This window comes from Galliscardovia ingluviei, assembly GCF_014635685.1.
Lineage (GTDB): Bacteria > Actinomycetota > Actinomycetes > Actinomycetales > Bifidobacteriaceae > Galliscardovia > Galliscardovia ingluviei.
In genome coordinates, this window is record NZ_BMDH01000001.1 from 492,695 (window position 1) to 512,795 (window position 20,101).

Here is a 20,101-nt window from a genome sequence, read left to right on the forward strand (position 1 = left end):
ACCATGTTATAAGGTAACGCGACCATAATCTTCATTTGTCCGAACAATGACCAACCGTTGCGTTGGTCGAGTAATGGAAACATAAAGATCAGCAGCAGCACTACGGCGAGAAGCCCCATTTTCCAGAATAAGTCCTGGTTCAGGGAGAACTATTGCGTCAAATTCCAGACCCTTAACTTCCTGTGGAGTACATAGTGCAATTTGCTGATCCCATTGAGGCTGATCGCGCAATTGTTGCGCACGCTGTGAACCTAAACGAGATTCGATTGCCTGCCAAAGCACATCGCGAACAGGTTCGAGTATACTACTATCGGCAACAAGAGCAATTCGTCCAGTACCATCCTCTGAAACAAAACGTACCGCTAAATCCGACATATGCTCACTTGATGTACGAAGCACTTCTTCAAGAGAAGAACATTGTATTTGTTCAACGCTATCTTGCACATCGCGTACTGCATGCACAGTAGAAACATAGAGGCCTTCATTCTGTGCAAAATTGGTTGCAGTATCGGATATCTGCCGAGGATTTCGGTAATCAATGGTGAGTTCATATAAATCCCAACCATCAGCACCAAAAATCGGATTTAGCATGCGCTGCCATGAAGTAGCTCCAGAAAGAGAAGATGTTTGGGCGATATCACCCACAATAGTAAATGATCTGCTCGGGCAACGTCTGAGCATCATTCTCCAGTCCATGGCAGTGAGTTCTTGTGCTTCGTCAATAACTATATGACCATAGGTCCATTGACGATCAGCTGCGGCTTTCATGGCAGCATTAGAATTTTCTTCCCCTGAAAGATGATCAAGAAGCATTGTAGCAGAAACAATACCATTGCCAATACCTGCTTGTGACAGAGTTTCTTTAGCAATTTGCTCATCGTATTCACGTTTGCGTGCTGCAGCTTGTTGCGAAGCAAGTTCGCGAGGGTCAGGACCTAATAATTCCATGGCTTCGTCAAGCAGCGGAATATCGCTAACAGTTAATGCTGAACCCTTTGGTCGATAGAGTTGTTCAAGTTGCTGTTGTGAAAGCCATGGAGCATACTGGCGGAGTTTATGAGGTTTTGCCCACATATCTTCGAGTAACCATTGCGCACTCATTGGCAGCCAGGCGAGATTAAGGGTAATGCGCAATTGTTCGTTCATCCGAAGTGCGCTTTTAATTTGATCTACTTCTTCTCGTTCTGGATCGTGATCAAGCTGTTCAATAGCTCTAGCAAGCAGCGTATGAAGCATGGAATCGACAAACGTCTCTCGCGCTTTATTATGGGGCTGCCGAGTTCGTCGTGCATCACTGCGGGCTTGGCGAATATCGCTAGGCAGTATATCGACACGCATCCCGTCGATACGCAACTGTGGCAGTTGCTGGGGGATACGTTCTCTTGCTGCGACGGCATGAGCAATTGCTTGTGCCATGCGTGCGTCACCCTTAAGAGCTGCAACACGAGGTGTGTCATGTGCTGTTGCAACTACTCCAGGAATCAACTCAGCTATAGTTCTGCTTACTACGCCGGTTTCACCCAAAGAGGGGAGCACTTGGTCAATATAATGTAAAAATGCAGAGCTTGGACCGACAACAAGCACTCCAGAATGAGATAGTGCTTTGCGATGTGTATACAGCAGATATGCTGCACGATGTAGTGCTACTGCTGTTTTCCCAGTTCCTGGTCCGCCTTGTACTACAACTGGTCGATCGGAGGCAGAGCGAATAATACGATCTTGCTCTCCTTGGATGGTGGCAACAATATCAGTCATGCGACCAGTGCGACGGGAGCTTAAGGAGGCCATTAACGCACCCTCACCAGTGAGTGTGCCATGGCTTGCTGCTTGTGAAATGGCGTCATTATGCACGTCGAGCACTTCATCTTCAATGCCTACAACTTCGCGCATGCGCAAACTAATATGTCTGCGTAATACGATATCGCCATGGTTAGCTGGCGTAGCTTCGTAGAATGCTCGAGCTGCATCTGCACGCCAATCAATGAGTATTGGTTGATGTGCACTGTCCGATAAGCCAATTCTGCCAATATAACGTTTAATACCTTGTTTGGTATCGAGTCTGCCAAATACTAAACGATCTTCAACGGCGCGCAACTGCATAAGTCGATCTTCATACATCGTGGCGAAGGAATCACGTTCGGTGCGCGCGGTAGGGGAGCCATGTGCTCCGGCTAAACGAACTGCGTCTAATCGGGATCTATTCTGTGCTCGCAGTGCATCAAGTCGGTTGTATGCCCGGTCGACAGTTTTTTGTTCCTCTCGAATTTGTGAGGCGTAGTTTGTCATCCCTATTGGCTCCTTGGGAGTTGTCAATAATTCGGCATTCTAGTATACGGGCAGCTACCCACAAATCTATATCCGCATTCCAATATAATTCCCCACTTTGCTCCACGATGCTTAGTTTGTTGGAAAAACATTGCAAAATAGCGATTTTTGGGTCATGGCTTATTTTCAGATGGCGATATTTGATGAATGTATAGCGTGGTGACGTGCAAATAAATGTATTAATATGGTGTTTTGTGGGGAAAAGTAGTTGGAAGTGGGGTAAAGTGGAGCATATTGTGTATGCTGTATCCACAACAGCATGCTGAATAACGGCACAGAGTACGAAAACGACTGAATGTAAAGGAGGTGTGATGAGCGATAACCGTGCAACGCAATCATCTGATGTGATTGACGATATTCTTGGTGAAGGTGCAATGCCAGACTTATTTCTTGGTACCTATACACCAAAAATTGATGCAAAGGGGCGCTTAACACTTCCAGCTAAATTCAGACAACGTCTTGGCTCTGGACTCGTGCTTGCTCGTGGTCAAGAGCGCTGCGTGACTATTTTGCCACAAGATGAGTTCCGCCGTATGGCTCAGCAAATTCAACGAACTTCAATGGGCAATATGGCTGCACGCCGTTATTTACGTGTGTTTCTTTCTGGTGCAAGTCAAGAAGTGCCCGATAAGCAAGGTCGTGTGTTAATTGCCCCAAATTTACGTGAATATGCTTCATTAGGTGACGACATTGTTGTTATCGGAGTAGGTACACGTGCTGAAATCTGGAATCGTGAGTCCTGGGAAACATACTTACACAATCAGGAACAGGAATACGCCAATTTGGAAATGGATGTGTTAGCGCCGTTTGATATGCCGCAGGAGGGTCAACTATGAGTGATATTGACGTAACCACTGCGCATGAACAAACTCTACAATTCGAACAATTGCAACGAACAACATCTTCTATCCATCAACCGGTATTGCTTCGTGAGTGCGTTGCATTAGTTACCGACCACATTCAGCAGGATATTTGGAATGCAGATAGTGTGCGCCATCATCCTGTGATAGTTGATTGTACTCTAGGGCTTGCTGGACATGCTACGGCATTTTTGCACGCTGCACCGCAGGCGATTTTGCTCGGTATTGATAGGGATGAGCAGGCACTAGCATTAGCGACTGAACGTATGCGTCAAGAAGGGCTTCAAAACCGTTTCATACCAGTACATGCGCCGTTCGACCAGTTAAGTAATGCATTAACAGAACACCATATCGACTATGTAGATGCAGTGTTTATGGATTTGGGGTTATCAAGTCTGCAAATTGACACTGCGGAACGAGGATTTTCCTATTCTCATGATGCGCCGCTTGATATGCGTATGGATACTTCAACATCAATGCGTGCTAGTGATATTTTGCGTACCTATGATGTTGCTCAGTTAAAATCAATATTCCAACGATACGGACAAGAAAAATTTGCTGGGCCTATTGCCAAAGCGATAGTGAAAGAACGTGAAGTAACTCCTTTTGAGACTTCTGCTCAGCTTGTCCAACTTGTTGATCGTGTGGTACCTAAAGCCCATCGTCCTGCAGGAAATCCTGCTAAACGAGTGTTTCAAGCATTGCGAATTGAAGTAAATGGCGAATTGGATAAACTTGCACAAACGCTGCCACAGGCGATGTTGCATTTAGCAATGCATGGCAGATTAGTTGTGGAGTCATACCACTCGCTGGAAGATACCATCGTAAAAAGAGCTATGGCACAGGGACTGACCGTTGATGTGCCGCCTGATATGCCAGTAATTCCAAAGGATGCAGAGCCATTTTTGGCAGATATTACACATGGTGCATTACAAGCAGGCCGTGAGGAAATCGAGAGAAACTCAAGATCAGGATCGGTAAGACTTCGAGCCGTTGAACTCACGCGACCAATTCCAGATAAATGGCGAAAAACCTTTATGCAGCAATCGCAGGCTGAATACTATAGCGTACAGCATCATCGAGGTTCACGTCATAAACGTAGATAAGGCACAAACGAACCGAATAATTGCAGATACTTCAAATCCAACCGATTTTGTAATACGAATACACATTGACAGGGGTAAGCAATGAGCGCAAGTGCAGCACCACGCATTACGAGGTCTACGATAAGTTCTCGAAGCAGTTCATCTATGCGGCGATCGCAACTTACTCTGTTATCAGGTACTTCATCCCCAGTAAGATCCGCTAGTGAACGATCTGCGAAATCACGACCACAATCACGCAATAGCGGTATTGCAATGTATGGGGCACCCAGGCTTAAGGCGAAAACAGCGCATCGTGCCAATAGTGTTTCAGCTCTTATGCGTATAGGAAAAGCTATTGCTGCTGCGCGAGTACGAGCTGTCCATGTAGTACTTGCAGTAGTTATACTTGTTTCTAGTTTATTTGGTTCGCTATTACTGCGTACGCAGATGGTTCAGGATTCATTTGCTATTACACAAACGCAACAGTCAATAGGTAGGCTGACACAGGATATTCAAGAGAAGCAAGTACAACTTGAAAAACTGCAAGCATCACTACCCAATAAGGCTTCAGATTTAGGAATGGTTCCTGGTGCTGAATCGGTTACTATTGACGTTTCTGGGGCAGTGAAGGCTACGCACTAATGGCAAAACGAACAAGAAGTTTTGGCGATATTTTCAGACGGCGCACCCTTGCTATCGGGCTTGTTATTGTAGTAATAGCACTTTCTTGTGTGGTGAAGCTGTCATATATTCAGTTGTACAACGGTTCTGCTTTAGCAAGTCAAGCAGCACAATCGAGGACAGTAGATCGTAGATTACAAGGTGTGCGCGGTACGATAACAGATATCAATAATGTAACGCTTGCGCAGAGCATAGAGAGTTATACGATTTTTGCCGATCAGCAGGCTGCATCTCAATTTAAACCGGTAGCTTGCAAAGGTAGGAATAACGGCATATGCCAGGAAACTACGCAGAAGAAGGTATTTGAAGTTGAAGGGCCTGCATCGATAGCCCGTATGCTTGCGCCTATTCTACAAATGGATGTTAAGGAACTTGGAGCCAAATTAACAGGGTCAAACCGTTATGTGATTTTACAGCGTAACGCGCTACCTCAAGTTAAACGGCAGATTGATCAACTCAATATTAGCAGTATCATTGGTTTTGAGCTGACTTCAAATAGGGAATATTCGGATGATGGTCTTTTAGGAACGATTCTTGGAGGAGTTGATAACACCGGCAATGGCGTTGCAGGCTTAGAGCTCATGGAAAATGAAGCACTTGTCGGACATGATGGTCATGTGGTGTATCAACGAGGTCGTAATGGGCAGGAAATTCCTGGAACACGTACTGAATCGAGCGATCCTAAACAGGGTGGCACAGTGCAGCTTACCATTGACCGTGATGTGCAATGGTATGTGAAAAAAGCGCTTGTGGATGGCAAAAACAAATACCATGCGCAATATGGCATTGCCGTTGTACAAAGAGTTTCTGATGGACAAATTGTTGCTATTGCTGATACCGATGAATATCAAGCTGGTAGCGATGATGCAAAAACGCATACATCGAGAGCAATTACAGAAGTTTTTGAGCCAGGTTCAACGGGCAAGTTAATTACGGCAGCAGCTGTACTACAAGAAGGATTACATCAGCCGGCAGATCATTTTTCTGTACCGTACTCTATTAAAGTTGATGGGCAAACTATTCATGATTCGCACGAACATGGCGTCGAACAGCTTACTCTCGGCGGTATATTAAAGGTTTCCTCAAATGTTGGTACACTGATGTCTGCGCAAAATCTTTCATATGATAAACGACTTGAATATATTAAAAAATTTGGTATCGGTGAATCTACAGGCATTCAGTTCCCCGGCGAGTCATCTGGTCAGATTGTTGATAATGCTAGCCAGTGGGATTTGCGCACTCGTCAAACGGTACTATTTGGTCAGGGGTATTCTGCTTCTGCACTACAGATGACGAATGTTGTCGCTACTATCGCCAATAAAGGTGTGCGCAATGCCCAGCGACTTATTGCTTCTGCGACTGATGCGCAGGGTAATAACGTTACTCCTCAAAGTGCTCAACCTGTTCGTGTTATTGATGAGGATAATGCTAATAAAATGATGAATATGATGGAATCTGTAGCACAAGCCTCTCAGAAGCTTCTTAATATGCCAGGTTATCGCATTGCTGGAAAATCTGGCACAGCAGAAGTTGCTGGTGAAGGTGGCTCTTTATCGGGTATTATGGCTGACTTTATTGGAGCTATTCCTGCTGATAATCCTCAGTTTGTCATTACTGTGGTCTACCGAGATCCTGAAGGTCTATATGGTATTGTTACTGCAGGTCCTGTTTTTGCGCAGATTGGTGAATTCCTTATGCAGAAATACCAGATTCCAGCTTCTGCTCCAAGAACAGATGCTATTCCTACAGAGTGGTAAGCATCAATGAGTGCAGTGTTGAGGAATTGAGGACAACGTGAGCTACGCAAATGATTCGGGTTCTTCGAATATTACTATTCAACTGTTGCGAGAGCAGTATGGCATAGAGACACTGCATCATGACTATGGACCGGTGACGATCACTTCTATAGCTTTGTCACTCGATGATGTAACTCAAGGATCGCTGTATATACCTAGCAAACAAGCGATAAGTGAAGATCCCTATTTTATGCAGGCACAGTCGCGCGGAGCATATGCTGTACTAGTTGACCGTCAGACTGTAGTTGATAGTGCTCAAATTAGTATTCCAGTGCTTTTTGGGTCACTATCTGCTCAGGAGCTAGGAACTCTAGCGGCTACGCTATATCATTATCCTGCACAAGCAATTGCAATTTTTGCGATTATTGGTCAGCACACAGAACGTTATGCTAGTCAGCTTGCATATATTTTACATATTTTGGGTAACCCAGTGGGTCTTATTAGTAGCACTATGACCAAGTCTCTTGATACTGATTTGTATACGCATATGCCACTTTCTTCGGTGGCAATGCAGAAACTTCTTTCGGTAATTGTAGAGGACGGTGCTGCGGCAGCAGTTATTGGTGTAGATCAGCAGACCTTACAGCAGGGTGCGCTTTCTTGTATTGGCGTAGATATTTGTGCTCTAATTCGTGATGAAGACCATATTGGTCATGCGGGTATTAATGAAGCAGCTGCGTACTATGGGGCAGTTATTGGTGAGAAAATCGCCATTGCAACGCGCACTGCAGATTCCGATGAGCTGGCTGAGTTATTTAAGCCTCATGCTGATCCTGATGAGCTGGCAGTATTATCAACATGCCTGGCTATGGTAATGGCCGCAGGAGTACGAAAAAATAATATTCGTAGCGCGCTTAAAGTTGCTAAAGAGATGGATTAAGGGGTCGATATGCTGCAGATGACAGTAGCACATGTTGCTAAGACAGTTGAGGGTTCATGCGTTACGGCGTACCGTGGTCAGGTTGCACCATGTACAGAGAGCGATCTTGAGGCGGTTGTGACTAGTGCAGTAACTGATTCTCGTCAAGTACAGCCTGATAGTGTTTTTGTTGCGATTGCAGGCGAGCATGTAGATGGTCACGATTTTCTTGAGGCAGCGGCAAAACTTGGTGCGCGTGCTGCATTGGTGTCACATCCAGTCGATATTGCAGATGAGCAGTTGGCTCGACAAATGGTGCAGATTGTTGTTAAAGACACTGTTAAGGCATTAGGGGTACTTGCGCGAGAGAATATCGCATTGCGTCGCAGTGGCATTGCAACATATGGTCCATTTAGCGTTGTTGGAATAACGGGTTCTGTAGGAAAAACTACCACAAAAGATTTATTGAACAACTTGTTGAGCACTGTTGGCCCCACTATTGCTCCAGTAGGATCGTTCAATAATGAAATCGGGTTGCCGCTTACTGCATTGCGTGTAGATGAACATACACGGTTTTTGGTAGCTGAAATGGGTGCCAACCACATGGGAGAGATTCGATATTTAACCTCTCTAGTGCGCCCGGATATTGCAGTGGTCTTAAAAGTGGGCGTTGCTCATGTTGGTGAATTTGGTTCGCCAGACAATATTAGAAAAGCAAAACAAGAGATTGTTGAAGCATTAGATGAACATGGTGTTGCAGTACTTAATGCCGATGATGAACGAGTTGCTAGTATGGCTCATGTAGCACCTGGATCGATTATTTGGTTTGGGGTTGAATGCCAACACGATAGTGCGTTGCAACAACAGTTCGTTACTGCTCGCAATATCACGCTCGATGGTCATGATCATGCGCACTTTACTCTTATGGATACGCAAGGCAATACTGCAGAACTAACTTTGACATTATCAGGTCAGCACCATGTGATGAATGCTCTTGCTGCTGCTGCAGTTGCCCAATATGTGGGCGTGAGCATGGATAATATTGTGCGCGTGCTTGCACATGCTGGAGCACAAAGTGCACATCGCATGGATGTGTTTACTAAAGCGTTTACGCTACTCGATCATCAAGATGCTGACCAGCAAGATGGGAGTAGTACTGCAGTATGTACTGTTATTGATGATTCTTTTAATGCTAATCCAGATTCTATGCGTGCAGGTTTACAGGCTTTGGCTCACTGGCAAGATACTGATGAGCAAGGTAATGCCATTCCTATGGTTCGTATTGCTGTATTAGGCGCAATGCTTGAGCTCGGAGAAAAGAGTAAACAACTCCATAAGCAAATTGGCGCAGAAGTTGTGGATTTAGGCATTGATGCGTTGATTAGTGTTGGAGAAGGTCAGGAGCTATCTCCTCTTGCAAAAGCCTTAGTTCAAGGAGCTGAGCAAAAAGCAGAAATAGTCACAACTGCCCAAACTGTCTATGATGGTAAGGCACATTACGAGATTGAGCACAAGAGCTTTGCTACCCATGTACCAACAATTGAATCTGCCCAACACGCTATTGAAGAGTATATGACTATGGCTTTGCAAGCTCAGCCTCATGCGCATGTTGTAATCTTATTAAAAGGTTCACATGCTTCCGGTCTAGGCAAGCTTGCCGAACAGTGGCATCATGATGTGCAAACACGAGAGGGGATATTGCAGTGATAGCTTTACTGCTTGCTGTTGCCATTACACTTGTAGTTACACTGACAGGAACACCAGCACTCATTCGTGTGGTACATAAGTTGCATTATGGTCAGTTCATTCGCCAAGATGGTCCGCAATCGCATCAAATAAAACGCGGCACTCCAACATTAGGTGGTGTAGTTATTGTACTAGCCATTATTTTGGGTTGGCTTGTTTCTGCGCTGTACCGTTTCTTCGCCAATGGCGAGCCGATTTCTACTACTGCAATTATTGTGCTTTTAGCAATGTTTGGTATGGGATTGCTTGGTTTTATTGATGATTTTGCCAAAGTACGAAAAAAACAAAATGAAGGATTGAGTGTTGCTGGCAAGTTCACCGGGCAGTTTATTATTGCAACAGTATTGGCTATTGTTACTGTACTGATGCCAACCCATTCTCGTATACCAAGTGCACAGGCAGCAGTTTCCTTTATTGAATATCCGATTATTGATTTCGCTAAGCTTGGTAAAATTGCGGCACTTGTTCTATTTATTATTTGGGTTAATTTTTTGATGACTGCGTGGACGAACGCTGTAAATCTGACAGACGGTCTCGATGGGCTTGCTGCAGGAAGTTCCATGATTGCATTCCTAGGATATACATTTATTGCTGTGTGGCAAGGTAAACATTTATTTGGTAGCCCATCGATTGGTATGCAATATCATGTTGCAGATCCACAGGATTTAGCAATTATTGCGGCGTGTGCTGTTGCTGCTTGTTTTGGATTCTTATGGTATAACACGAATCCGGCACAAATCTTCATGGGAGACACCGGTTCTCTTGCATTGGGTGGATTGTTTGCAGCACTATCTATTACCACACATACAGAAATTCTTGCAGTACTTATTGGCGGTTTGTTCGTGCTAGAAACATGCTCCGATGTTATTCAAGTAGGCTATTTCAAACTTACTCATAAACGTGTGTTCAAGATGGCGCCAATTCACCATCATTTTGAATTACTAGGTTGGCGTGAAAACACAGTTGTAGTGCGCTTTTGGATGATTGAAATGATGTTTGTATTTATTGGTTTGTGTGTATTCTATGCGCATTGGGTTGTAGAATCAGGCTTAGTGTAGTTGAGTAGTTGCGAGTATGTGCATGTGATTGTGTACACATTGAACCATGAATTTGAGTTTTAAACATAAGTAGGTAGCGATGAATCACAATAATCCAATTCTTTGGCAGCACGAGCATGTACTTGTAGCTGGGCTTGGTGTTTCTGGCAAGAGCGCCGTAGCCCAATGTGAACATTTAGGGGCAATGGTCAGCACTTTTGATGCTCATGCGCAAGCTACTTGGAATAATGAACGTGATATTGACTGGTCATCAATTACCATAATGGTGGTGTCCCCTGTTTTTGCGCCAACAAGTGAGTTAATGCAACAAGCTATAGCACACCATATTCGCGTGATGAGTGAAGTTGAATTAGCGTGGCATATTCGCGTAGAACATCCTGATCACTCATATGCACCATGGATTGGTATAACAGGTACAAACGGCAAAACAACAACAACTGAAATGACAGCAGCAATGTTGCAGCATGCAGGACTTCATGCTCCAGCAGTTGGTAATATTGGTGTTCCAGTATCCCAAGTTGTTACTGATAGTAGCGTTGATGCGTGTGTGGTTGAATTAAGTTCATTCCAGATGCATACCACTGATAGTTTGCGTTTGCGTTGTGCGGCAATAACAAACCTCGCAGATGATCATCTTGATTGGCATGGTGGGTTTAAGCAATATGCTGCTGCAAAAGCTAAGGTGTATCACGGTGTTACTGATGTTTTGGTATACAATGCTGATGATAAGCGGGTGACTGCACTTGCAATGAATGCCAAACCAGCGCCTGGATGCCGCACGGTAGGATTTACCTTACATGAACCTCAATCTGGTCAAATTGGTGTTGTTGACGGCGTAATTATAGACAGATCTGGACTTGTGAGCGATGAGCAAGGATCTGCTCTTGCTTCTATCAGTCAGTTTACTCATTTATGCGAGCCTGATGGCACAGTCTATCCACATTTACTTGCTGATGCCTTGTGTGCTATGGCTTTAGCACTGGGCTATGGCATTGCTGTAGAAGATGTTGTTGAGGCTTTGAAGTCTTTTTCGCCAGGCGGACACCGTATTGCTACAGTTGCTTCTTTAGGGGCAGGAGAGCAATCAATACGCTTTATTGACGATTCAAAAGCAACGAACGCACATGCTGCTCTTGCCTCATTATCAAGCTTTGCTGATGGGCAGGTGGTTTGGATTGCAGGTGGTCTTGCTAAAGGCTCTCGTTTTGAAGATTTAATTGCACAGATGCACAACAAGCTGTCAGCAGTGGTAGTTATCGGTGTCGATCAAGAGCCAATGCTCCATGCGCTTGCTCAAGAAGCTCCAGACATTCCTGTAACGCGGATTGCTACCGAACCAAAAGGAACAGTAATGGAACGTGCTGTACAAGCTGCAGGGCAATATGCGCGCGGTGGGCAGGTAGTGCTGATGGCGCCGGCATGCGCATCAATGGATCAGTTTGTGTCTTATGCTGATCGTGGCGATCAATTCGCGAAAGCAGCACGTACATGGGTGGAAGCTCATGGCAGATAAGCCTATACGCAGGAAAACGCAATCACTGAAGCTGCGTGATCGTCAGTCCGAAACAACGTCTAAGTCTCAAGAAGGTTCATTGCGCGGATGGGATCGGGCTGTCCATGCTGTGGTACAAGGCGCACCGGTAGATCGAGAACGCCATCAGCAGATGGTCTCGTGGCATGGGTGGCGCATAATTATGAATCCAGTATGGTGCTATTATGGATTCATTCTCAGCGTGATGGCATTATGCGTATTCGGTTTGATTATGGTATTTTCCAGTTCCACAGTTGATCTCATTGCACAAGGAGACAATCCGTGGGCACAGGTGCTTCAGCAAGGCATTTTTGCTATTTTAGGACTGATTGCTGCTATTATACTTTCGCGTATTTCACCTGATATGTTGCGAGGATCTTCGCCAATTGTGCTTGGCGTTGGTTTGTTTTTGCAGACATTAACTATTACTGGTTTGGGTTCTGCAGCTGGCGGTAACGTTGGCTGGATTGTTATTGGTCCACTTCGATTCCAGCCTGCAGAAATTCTCAAATGGTCACTTTGCGTGTGGATGCCGTATGCATTGCAATTAACGAGAAAAAACCAGCATGCTGGCACTATCCGTCAATACGCAGTGCCAATTGTCTCGTTTGTGGCAGCATTTGGTGCCATTATGCTTGGCGGTGATCTGGGTAGCGCAATGATTACTGTGCTTATTGGCGCAGTAGCATTATTTGTGGGTGGTTTTCCGCTACGTTGGTTTGTCGGTCTAGGAGTAGTTGGCGCATTAGGTGTGGTCTTGGTTTTTGTGCAAGGCAGTTCAAATCGAATGAATCGTATTCTTGCAACGTATACTGAGTGCTCTGGAGACGATTTGCAAGGATTGTGTTATCAAGCGATCCATGGTAATTATGCATTGGCTTCTGGTGGCTTAACTGGTGTTGGATTAGGGAATTCCAGAGAGAAATGGAATTATTTGCCAGCTGCATTCAATGATTTTATTTTTGCTGTTATTGGCGAGGAACTTGGTTTTCTTGGTGCGCTTGCTGTAATAGTGCTGTTCATTATTATGGGTTGGTGTTTGATTAATATTGCGATGCGACACCAAAATGCGTATGCGCGTATGGTTTTAATGTGCATTATGGTTTGGCTCGTTGGACAGGGCTTTATCAATATCGCTGTTGTAGTAGGTATTCTTCCAGTTATGGGTTTGCCACTGCCGTTTGTATCATATGGTGGTACTGCGTTGGTTATGTGTCTAGCTGCTGCAGGAACGGCTATTGCTATGGCGCGTTCTCAGGACGAGATTCGTGCAGCAACATCAAAGCGTTAATTGTGACTGCCGTTCGCGCTATGCTCGACATATGTCTCAAGGAGTAAATATTGTGCTTGCCGGCGGCGGTACTGCTGGTCATGTCAATCCGTTGCTTGCGATTGCGAAAGCAATCAGTGAGCAGGAGCCAACTGCATCAATCAATGTGATTGGAACAGCAGTAGGACTAGAACATACACTTGTTCCGCAGGCAGGATATCCGCTACAAACAATTGAGAAAGTTCCATTTCCACGTAGCATTACTCCGCAAACATTTGTATTTCCATTCAAGCTCGCTCGGCAGATCAAACGAGTAAAGCAAATTATAATCGCTTCACATGCCGATGTAGTTGTGGGCGTAGGCGGCTATGCTTCTGCGCCAGCCTATATTGCCGCACATCAGCTGGGTATCCCGCTGGTGATTCATGAGCAAAATGCCCGAGCTGGTATGGCCAATAAACTTGGTGCACGATGGGCACAGTTCGTAGGTACAGTATATGAGCACACCGGTTTGCAGAGCGCTCGCGGTGCAACAGTATGCCGAGTAGGTTTACCTCTTCGTCCTGCTATTGCAGATATTGCTCAACGTATGCAGAATAATAAGTTTGCAACACGTGTTCAAGCAGCTATGGAGCTTGGCGTTGATCCTTATCGTCCTATTGTATTAGTAACTGGCGGATCATTGGGGGCTCAAAGCTTGAATACTGCAGTAGCTAATACTGCGCAAGAGATTTTACGCACCGCTCAGGTTATTCATTTAACTGGAAGGTCTAAAGATCAACAGGTTAAAACCCTGGTTGAAGCTTCTGCGGGTACTGATGTTATTGCTGGTGTTGGCAGCGAATTCGCCAATCAGGGAGACTATCATATCGCACCTTATTTAGAGCGAATTGATTTAGCTTTTGCGTGTGCTGATTTGGTGATTTGTAGGGCTGGTGCCGGTACTTGTGCTGAATTAGCAGCACTTGGCGTTCCAGCAGTATACGTGCCATTACCTATTGGCAATGGTGAACAACGTTTTAATGCTGCTGGTGTTGTGGACGCTGGTGGCGGTATTATGGTTGCTGACCGAGATTTCACTAGCGAATGGGTATCGCATACTATTCCGGCTTTATTAGCAGATTCACAACGTTTGCAATTTATGGCACAGCATGCTTTTGAACATGGTATTCGTGATGCGGCACAGTCTATGGCTGAACATATTGTTCGCGTGGCCAAAGATTATCAACATACACATAATGCGTGATGTAATACACCTCAGTAAGTAATGCATTGTGGTAGTAAGGATAACGATATGACAGATATTATTTTGGATCCAACAGCAGTACCAACAGACTGGAATACAACGAAACTTGATGGCTTGGGAACAGTGCATTTTATCGGTATTGGTGGAGCCGGAATGAGTGTACTGGCTGAGATTTTGCATGGCATGGGCGTTGATGTGCAAGGTTCTGATCGTGAACGTAGTGCAAAAACTGATCGTTTAGAGCAGCTTGGTATTCGCGTATTTATTGGACAGCAGGCCGAACATGTTGCCCATGCTCATATTGTGGTTTGGTCGAGCGCAATTAAAGCGGATAATCCTGAAATTATTGCAGCTGCGCAGCAGGGTAGTGTACTTTGGCATCGTTCAGATGTGCTGGCTTGGCTGATGAGAGCGCGTGATACGGTTACTGTGGCTGGCGCTCATGGGAAAACGACAACGAGCGCCATGATTGCAACTATTATTACTCATGCGGGTCAAGGAGCGCTTGCTGATCCTTCGTATGCGATTGGTGGGTCTTTGCAATCAGCTCATGGTCATACTGATGGTGGTCACGCTGGCAAAGGGTCAGTATTTGTTGCGGAAGCTGATGAATCGGATGGCAGCTTTGTGAAATACCGCCCACAGGTTGCAGTGATCACAAACATTGAGGCAGAACATTTAGATCACTATGGTGATGAGGCTCATTATATTGAGGCATTTGTCGCGCATGCACAACACGCTCAGCGAGCAATAGTGCTCTGTGGAGATGACGCTAATTCGTGGAGGCTTTTACAAAGCCTATCAGATGATGAAGCTGCGCATACCGTTATTGTTACAACTGAGGATGCTCAAGTTTTTGCTACTCACCATGAGCGCGAATTGCGAGGAGCTCATATAGTGAGTATTGAACAAGAACGTGAACGTACTGTTGAGCAAGCAGCAAGTGGCATTGTTGAATCATGCCTTGTCCACCTACCACAGTTTGTAGCTGGAGATCAAGAGCGTAGCGTTACTTTACAATTACGTGTTCCTGGTGTACATAATGCACGTAATGCGGCACAAGCTGTCGTTGCAAGTGTGCTAGTGGGAGTATCTGCTCAAGCTGCAGCACAAGCATTAACAGAATTTTATGGGGCTGCTCGACGTTTTGAAATCCGCGGAGTAGTTGATGGCATTACTGTGGTTGATGATTACTCACATCATCCAACAGAGATTGCAGCATTGCTTCACGCGGCTCGTAGAAGATTCCCAGATGCCAATATTCGAGTATTATTCCAACCTCATTTGTATTCTCGTGCCAAGTTTTTTGCGCAAAATTTCGCGTCGGCATTAGCGCTCGCGGATGATGTTATTGTTACTGGTATTTTTGCAGCTCGTGAGCAAGCTAGTGATTATCCTGGCATTAGTGCTGCAACTATTGTCAAGTATGCTAGTACTGGGCAGCATATTGAGGCCGGAAGTGATATGCATGAGGATGCAGTACGATTGGCTGGTCGTGCGCAATCGGGAGATGTGCTGATTACGGTAGGTGCTGGCGATATTACGAATATGGCATCAGTAATGCTTACTGCGTTGCAACAGCGGTAATAACGCGGTGTAGGAGTTGTTATGGCGGGTCGTACTATACGTTCATCTTCACATCGTGATCAGCATTTGTCACAAACTAAAGAACAAGATCAGACCTCTGATGTGCGTGATATTTCCGCGGAGCGAGTTGGTCGTGTTGTTGCGTCAGAAGCTAGGGAGAGTGCTAGCAAACCTGGCGAATTTGTTGATGCGCGTAGTATGGCTTCAGGTAGGAGTGTGGGCTCACAAATTGATGAGTCTACATTCGGTAATAATGGATTTTTAGCTAGGTCTAAGGTAATTCATTTTCCTCAGCGTGAACGTGAGCGTATTCACACCAAACATAGAGTCCTCACTATTCGTATAGTAAGTACAGTGCTTGCTATTGCAACAGTATGCGCTCTAGTTTGGGGATTGTTATTCTCACCGCTACTAGTGCTCGATAGTACTCAAATTCATATCGGAGGGACAAATACTTGGGTTTCTGATGCTCGAGTAAAAGCACTGGTAACTGATCAGGCAGGCAAGTCATTATTGCTTATTCAAAGTGGCAAGCTTGAAGAGCAAATTCGTGCATTGCCTGGAGTTACACAAGCTGAAGTTACTAAAAACTATCCGCATGGGCTAACAGTACATGTGCAGGCGCAAGTTCCTGCTGCAATATTGAAGGCTGATAGCACTATGGTTGCAGTTGATAATAAGGGTCGTATCCTCAACGATGTGCATACTGCAGTTGACGGTATCCCAGTTATTGAAGTTTCACAAATTGAATCAGCACTTAAGCAGACTTCGGTCAATCAAGCTGTACAAATTTTAGGTTCACTTGATGAAAATACGCGAAAGCGGATTAGTACTGTGGAAGCAAAAACACGTGATTCGATTACTACAAAGCTTGATGATAATGCGTTGACTATTATTTGGGGAGATGCAAGTAAATTAAAACTTAAGATGGCTATTGTTACTACATTGCTGTCTCAGCCTGATACTCTTGCGGGAGCAACGACTATCGATGTCTCTGCCCCCGACCGACCAATTATTAAGTAGCATTGTAGTGACAGTGGATGCTAGATTCCAAGTTCTTGTGTATCAAAAATAATCGTATAAGGGCCGTCGTTTATGAGATTAACGCTCATATGAGCGCCAAAGAATCCTTCATGGACAGTTGCGCCTTCTTGTTCTAATAGAGTATTGAATTGATGCCATAATTGTTCAGCATGTTCAGGCGTTCCTGCTGCAGTATGATCAGGACGATTGCCATGCTTGGTATGCGCAAATAAGGTGAATTGTGGGATAGATAGTATTTGCCCTCTAAGGTCAAGCACAGAGTTATCTTGTGGGTTACGATCGCTTGGGAAAACACGTAGGTGAGTGATTTTGTGTGCCAACCATCGAGCTTGTTGTTCAGTATCGCTGTCTTGAATGCCAACAAGTAGTAGCAGACCTTGTGTAATACTGCGAGTGGTTTGTTCCTGTGTATCAAGGTTGGTAACACTTGCTTGGCTAACTCGTTGAAGAATAATACGCATAGCATCAGATAGTAACAGTAGTTATAGTAAAACCCTGACTAAGTGGCAGGAGTGTAGCCATAAGTCAGGGTCAAAGTGCCTCGCTCTTAAAGTAGCATGGAGGGCGAGTTTTGGCAATAGGAAAATAGAAAATTGTATATTAATGAGAAAAGCTAGCCAAAAGTAGGCTGGCTTAAATGACTAATTGATATGTTTATTTGCGTGCATGTGCTGTAAGCTCTTCTTCAATTTCTTCGAGAGAATGTCCCTTTGTTTCTGGAACAAAGCGGATTACGAATGGTATAGAAAGTAGAGCAAACACAGCAAAAATAGCAAATGGTCCACCTACATTATTGTGGAATGCGGCAAGGAGCATCAAGAAGAATTGTGAAACAATGAAGTTGCCAATCCAATTTGCTGCTGAACCGATAGACGTGCCAATGCCGCGGACAGAAAGTGGGAAGATTTCACCAATCATTACCCAAGCAAGAGGTCCCCATGAAACTGCGAAGCCCAGAATATAAATACCAATAAGCACCATAGTTGGGATAGCAGCGTGTGATACATCGCCGAAGAAATTGATTGCAGCAAGTACAAACAGTGACACCGCCATCACTACCGAACCAAAGATTAGTACGGTTTTGCGAGCAAAGCGATCCATATAGATTGTGGCGATAATAGTAGAAGCAAAATTAACAATACCAATACCAACAGAAACCCAAATAGCCTGATCCTCGGGGAATCCGAAGCCTTTAATAAACACTTGGGGCAGGAAGTAGATAACTGAATTAATACCGACAAGTTGCTGGAAAAGCATAATGCCAATTGCTGCAATAATTGCAGGGCGAGCAACGGTGAAGAGCTCTGTAGCGCTACCAGTATGAGACTCTTCAGACGCAACTCGAGTGATATCGTTGAGTTCTTGTGAGGCAGCTGCATCGTCTTTTTGAATGGCCAAGAGTACTTGATATGCCTCTTCAGTGTGTCCAAGCTTAGCGAGATAGCGAGGAGATTCTGGAAGAAGGATACCGCCAATAAGCAGCAGAGCTGAAGGAATTAAAGCCGATGCAAGCATCCAGCGCCAATCTCTAAATCCGAGCAAATTATGATTGAGGAATGCAAGATTAGAGACATATGCCAGCAGGATACCAAAAGTAACCATAAGCTGGAATAGCGTCGATAGGGAACCGCGTCGCTCTTTAGGTGCAAGTTCTGCAAGATAAGCTGGAGTGAGTGCAGATGCAGCACCTACAGCTAGGCCTAAGAGGATACGAGCCAGCACCATTGGCAAAAATCCAATAGCTGTTGCCGACAAACCTGATCCCAAGAGGAAAAGTATTGCAGAGACTATAAGTAGCTTTCTACGACCATACTTATCAGAAAGTCCGCCGATAACAAGCGCGCCAATCATTGAGCCAATCAGCACGGACGAGGTGATAAATCCTGTTTGTGCAGCTCCTAGATGGAAGTCCTTCTCAATAAGAGGTGAGGCGCCAGAAATAATACCGGTATCGAAACCGAATAGCATACCGCCCAAGGCTCCGAACACAAAAATGAACGTGGTGTTGAGACGATGTTTCATCGTTGCCTCCTTATAAAAATCCACATAAGAACCCAAGGGTATCAGGGGCTAAGCACGAAATATAACCGTGACACACATACTATATATGTCAGAAATATCACGTACCAAGCGCGTGCATGGCGGTAGCAGATTCGGGTTCTACTCTTGCTCTCTGGATGGTAAGTTCTCGCTATTTGAGGTTGTAATTACCAATGTCGTCTATAAGTGCATTACTGCAAGACACGGCTCTATGGCAGACGTAAAGCAATGCAATACTGTGTGCCACATGCTGTGGAGTAGGGTATCAACTTCGATTGTAGTAGTAATATTACTGGGTTTTGGTAGAAACACGCAATGAGTAGTTAGCTAGTCAATATCTTCTCCGGCTAGGGCGCGAGCTTTGAGTGATTCACTGGTTGCGGCTTCCCAAACCTCTTTGGCGGCTGAGTAGTTGAGTGCAGTAATACACAGTCCAACAATGATATCTGGCCAGCCAGAAAGGGTGTAATACGTGACAATACCCATGATAATGATGGCTGCATTTGCGGCGATATCATTGCGCGCGGCAAGGAATGCTGCAATACTTAATGAACCACCCTCATTGCGGCAGCGTGCCAGAAGTAGTACGCACACTGTATTGATAACAATAGCTCCACCGGCAGTAATCATTAAACGTAATGGATCTGGGGCGGTGGGGTGTGAAAACTTGATAATAGCTTGCACGAGGGCTGCTATTGCTGGAAGCAGTATAATACCTGACATGATTTTGCCAATAATAGCTCGTGTGCGTAGTGAAAAACCGAGAGCAATGGCTATGAGCGTATTGACGGCAAAATCCTCGAAAAAATCTACGCTATCGGCAAATAGGCTAACAGAACCTATCGTTAGCGCAACAATGCCTTCAAGAATAAAATACGAAAAATTTAATATTGCTACCCAAATAACTGTGGTGCGAAGTAATTGTTCTTGCTGCATATGGGTATTGTATCGGCAGGACTGATTTAAGGTAGCG

16 protein-coding genes are annotated in these 20,101 nt (G+C 44.9%); 12 read left to right on the plus strand and 4 right to left on the minus strand.

Going from position 1 to position 20,101, the window contains the following annotated elements:
- Positions 1-6: 6 nt before the first annotated feature.
- Complete coding sequence (locus tag IEU85_RS02040) at positions 7-2,286, minus strand: HelD family protein (RefSeq protein ID WP_188354564.1); 2,280 nt, start codon at positions 2,284-2,286, stop codon at positions 7-9.
- A 350-nt stretch (positions 2,287-2,636) separates the two neighbouring features.
- On the opposite strand from IEU85_RS02040, the gene mraZ reads away from it, so the two are divergent.
- From mraZ to IEU85_RS02100, 12 genes are all read left to right on the plus strand, one after another.
- On the plus strand, positions 2,637-3,161 hold the full coding sequence (mraZ, locus tag IEU85_RS02045; protein ID WP_188354565.1) for a division/cell wall cluster transcriptional repressor MraZ: 525 nt from the start codon (positions 2,637-2,639) through the stop codon (positions 3,159-3,161).
- A complete protein-coding gene (rsmH, locus tag IEU85_RS02050; protein WP_188354566.1) occupies positions 3,158-4,291 on the plus strand; it encodes a 16S rRNA (cytosine(1402)-N(4))-methyltransferase RsmH in 1,134 nt (377 codons plus the stop codon). Before mraZ ends, rsmH begins: the two co-directional genes overlap by 4 nt.
- Before the next feature lie 144 nt (positions 4,292-4,435).
- Positions 4,436-4,912 carry a cell division protein FtsL gene (ftsL, locus tag IEU85_RS08650; protein WP_229714686.1) on the plus strand — a complete coding sequence of 159 codons (477 nt, stop codon included), beginning with the start codon at positions 4,436-4,438 and terminating at the stop codon, positions 4,910-4,912.
- Positions 4,912-6,708: a peptidoglycan D,D-transpeptidase FtsI family protein gene (locus tag IEU85_RS02060; RefSeq protein WP_188354567.1), complete on the plus strand. Its 1,797-nt coding sequence runs from the start codon at positions 4,912-4,914 to the stop codon at positions 6,706-6,708. The genes ftsL and IEU85_RS02060 overlap by 1 nt, the downstream gene beginning before the upstream one ends.
- Positions 6,709-6,745: 37 nt before the next feature.
- Entirely contained in the window at positions 6,746-7,627 is an 882-nt protein-coding gene (locus IEU85_RS02065; protein ID WP_188354568.1) for a hypothetical protein, read from the plus strand.
- A gap of 9 nt (positions 7,628-7,636) precedes the next feature.
- A complete protein-coding gene (locus IEU85_RS02070; RefSeq protein WP_188354569.1) occupies positions 7,637-9,313 on the plus strand; it encodes a UDP-N-acetylmuramoyl-tripeptide--D-alanyl-D-alanine ligase in 1,677 nt (558 codons plus the stop codon).
- Positions 9,310-10,410 carry a phospho-N-acetylmuramoyl-pentapeptide-transferase gene (gene mraY, locus IEU85_RS02075; RefSeq protein ID WP_188354570.1) on the plus strand — a complete coding sequence of 367 codons (1,101 nt, stop codon included), beginning with the start codon at positions 9,310-9,312 and terminating at the stop codon, positions 10,408-10,410. The genes IEU85_RS02070 and mraY overlap by 4 nt, the downstream gene beginning before the upstream one ends.
- Before the next feature lie 79 nt (positions 10,411-10,489).
- Positions 10,490-11,923 (plus strand): UDP-N-acetylmuramoyl-L-alanine--D-glutamate ligase, encoded by a 1,434-nt coding sequence (gene murD / locus IEU85_RS02080; protein ID WP_188354571.1) that lies wholly within the window; start codon positions 10,490-10,492, stop codon positions 11,921-11,923.
- Complete coding sequence (locus IEU85_RS02085; RefSeq protein WP_229714687.1) at positions 11,913-13,232, plus strand: peptidoglycan glycosyltransferase FtsW; 1,320 nt, start codon at positions 11,913-11,915, stop codon at positions 13,230-13,232. The genes murD and IEU85_RS02085 overlap by 11 nt, the downstream gene beginning before the upstream one ends.
- Before the next feature lie 31 nt (positions 13,233-13,263).
- Complete coding sequence (murG, locus tag IEU85_RS02090) at positions 13,264-14,457, plus strand: undecaprenyldiphospho-muramoylpentapeptide beta-N-acetylglucosaminyltransferase (RefSeq protein ID WP_188354572.1); 1,194 nt, start codon at positions 13,264-13,266, stop codon at positions 14,455-14,457.
- A gap of 48 nt (positions 14,458-14,505) precedes the next feature.
- Entirely contained in the window at positions 14,506-16,044 is a 1,539-nt protein-coding gene (murC, locus tag IEU85_RS02095) for a UDP-N-acetylmuramate--L-alanine ligase (RefSeq protein WP_188354573.1), read from the plus strand.
- Between the two features lie 21 nt (positions 16,045-16,065).
- Positions 16,066-17,067 (plus strand): cell division protein FtsQ/DivIB, encoded by a 1,002-nt coding sequence (locus tag IEU85_RS02100; RefSeq protein WP_188354574.1) that lies wholly within the window; start codon positions 16,066-16,068, stop codon positions 17,065-17,067.
- A gap of 20 nt (positions 17,068-17,087) precedes the next feature.
- Here the strand turns inward: IEU85_RS02100 and dtd are convergent, their stop codons facing one another.
- The 3 genes from dtd to IEU85_RS02115 form a co-directional block, all read right to left on the minus strand.
- Entirely contained in the window at positions 17,088-17,549 is a 462-nt protein-coding gene (gene dtd / locus IEU85_RS02105; RefSeq protein WP_188354575.1) for a D-aminoacyl-tRNA deacylase, read from the minus strand.
- A gap of 193 nt (positions 17,550-17,742) precedes the next feature.
- Positions 17,743-19,110 carry a sugar porter family MFS transporter gene (locus tag IEU85_RS02110; RefSeq protein WP_188354576.1) on the minus strand — a complete coding sequence of 456 codons (1,368 nt, stop codon included), beginning with the start codon at positions 19,108-19,110 and terminating at the stop codon, positions 17,743-17,745.
- Between the two features lie 345 nt (positions 19,111-19,455).
- Positions 19,456-20,064, minus strand: a complete 609-nt coding sequence (locus tag IEU85_RS02115; protein ID WP_188354577.1) for a cation efflux transmembrane domain-containing protein — start codon at positions 20,062-20,064, stop codon at positions 19,456-19,458.
- Between the last annotated feature and the right edge of the window lie 37 nt (positions 20,065-20,101).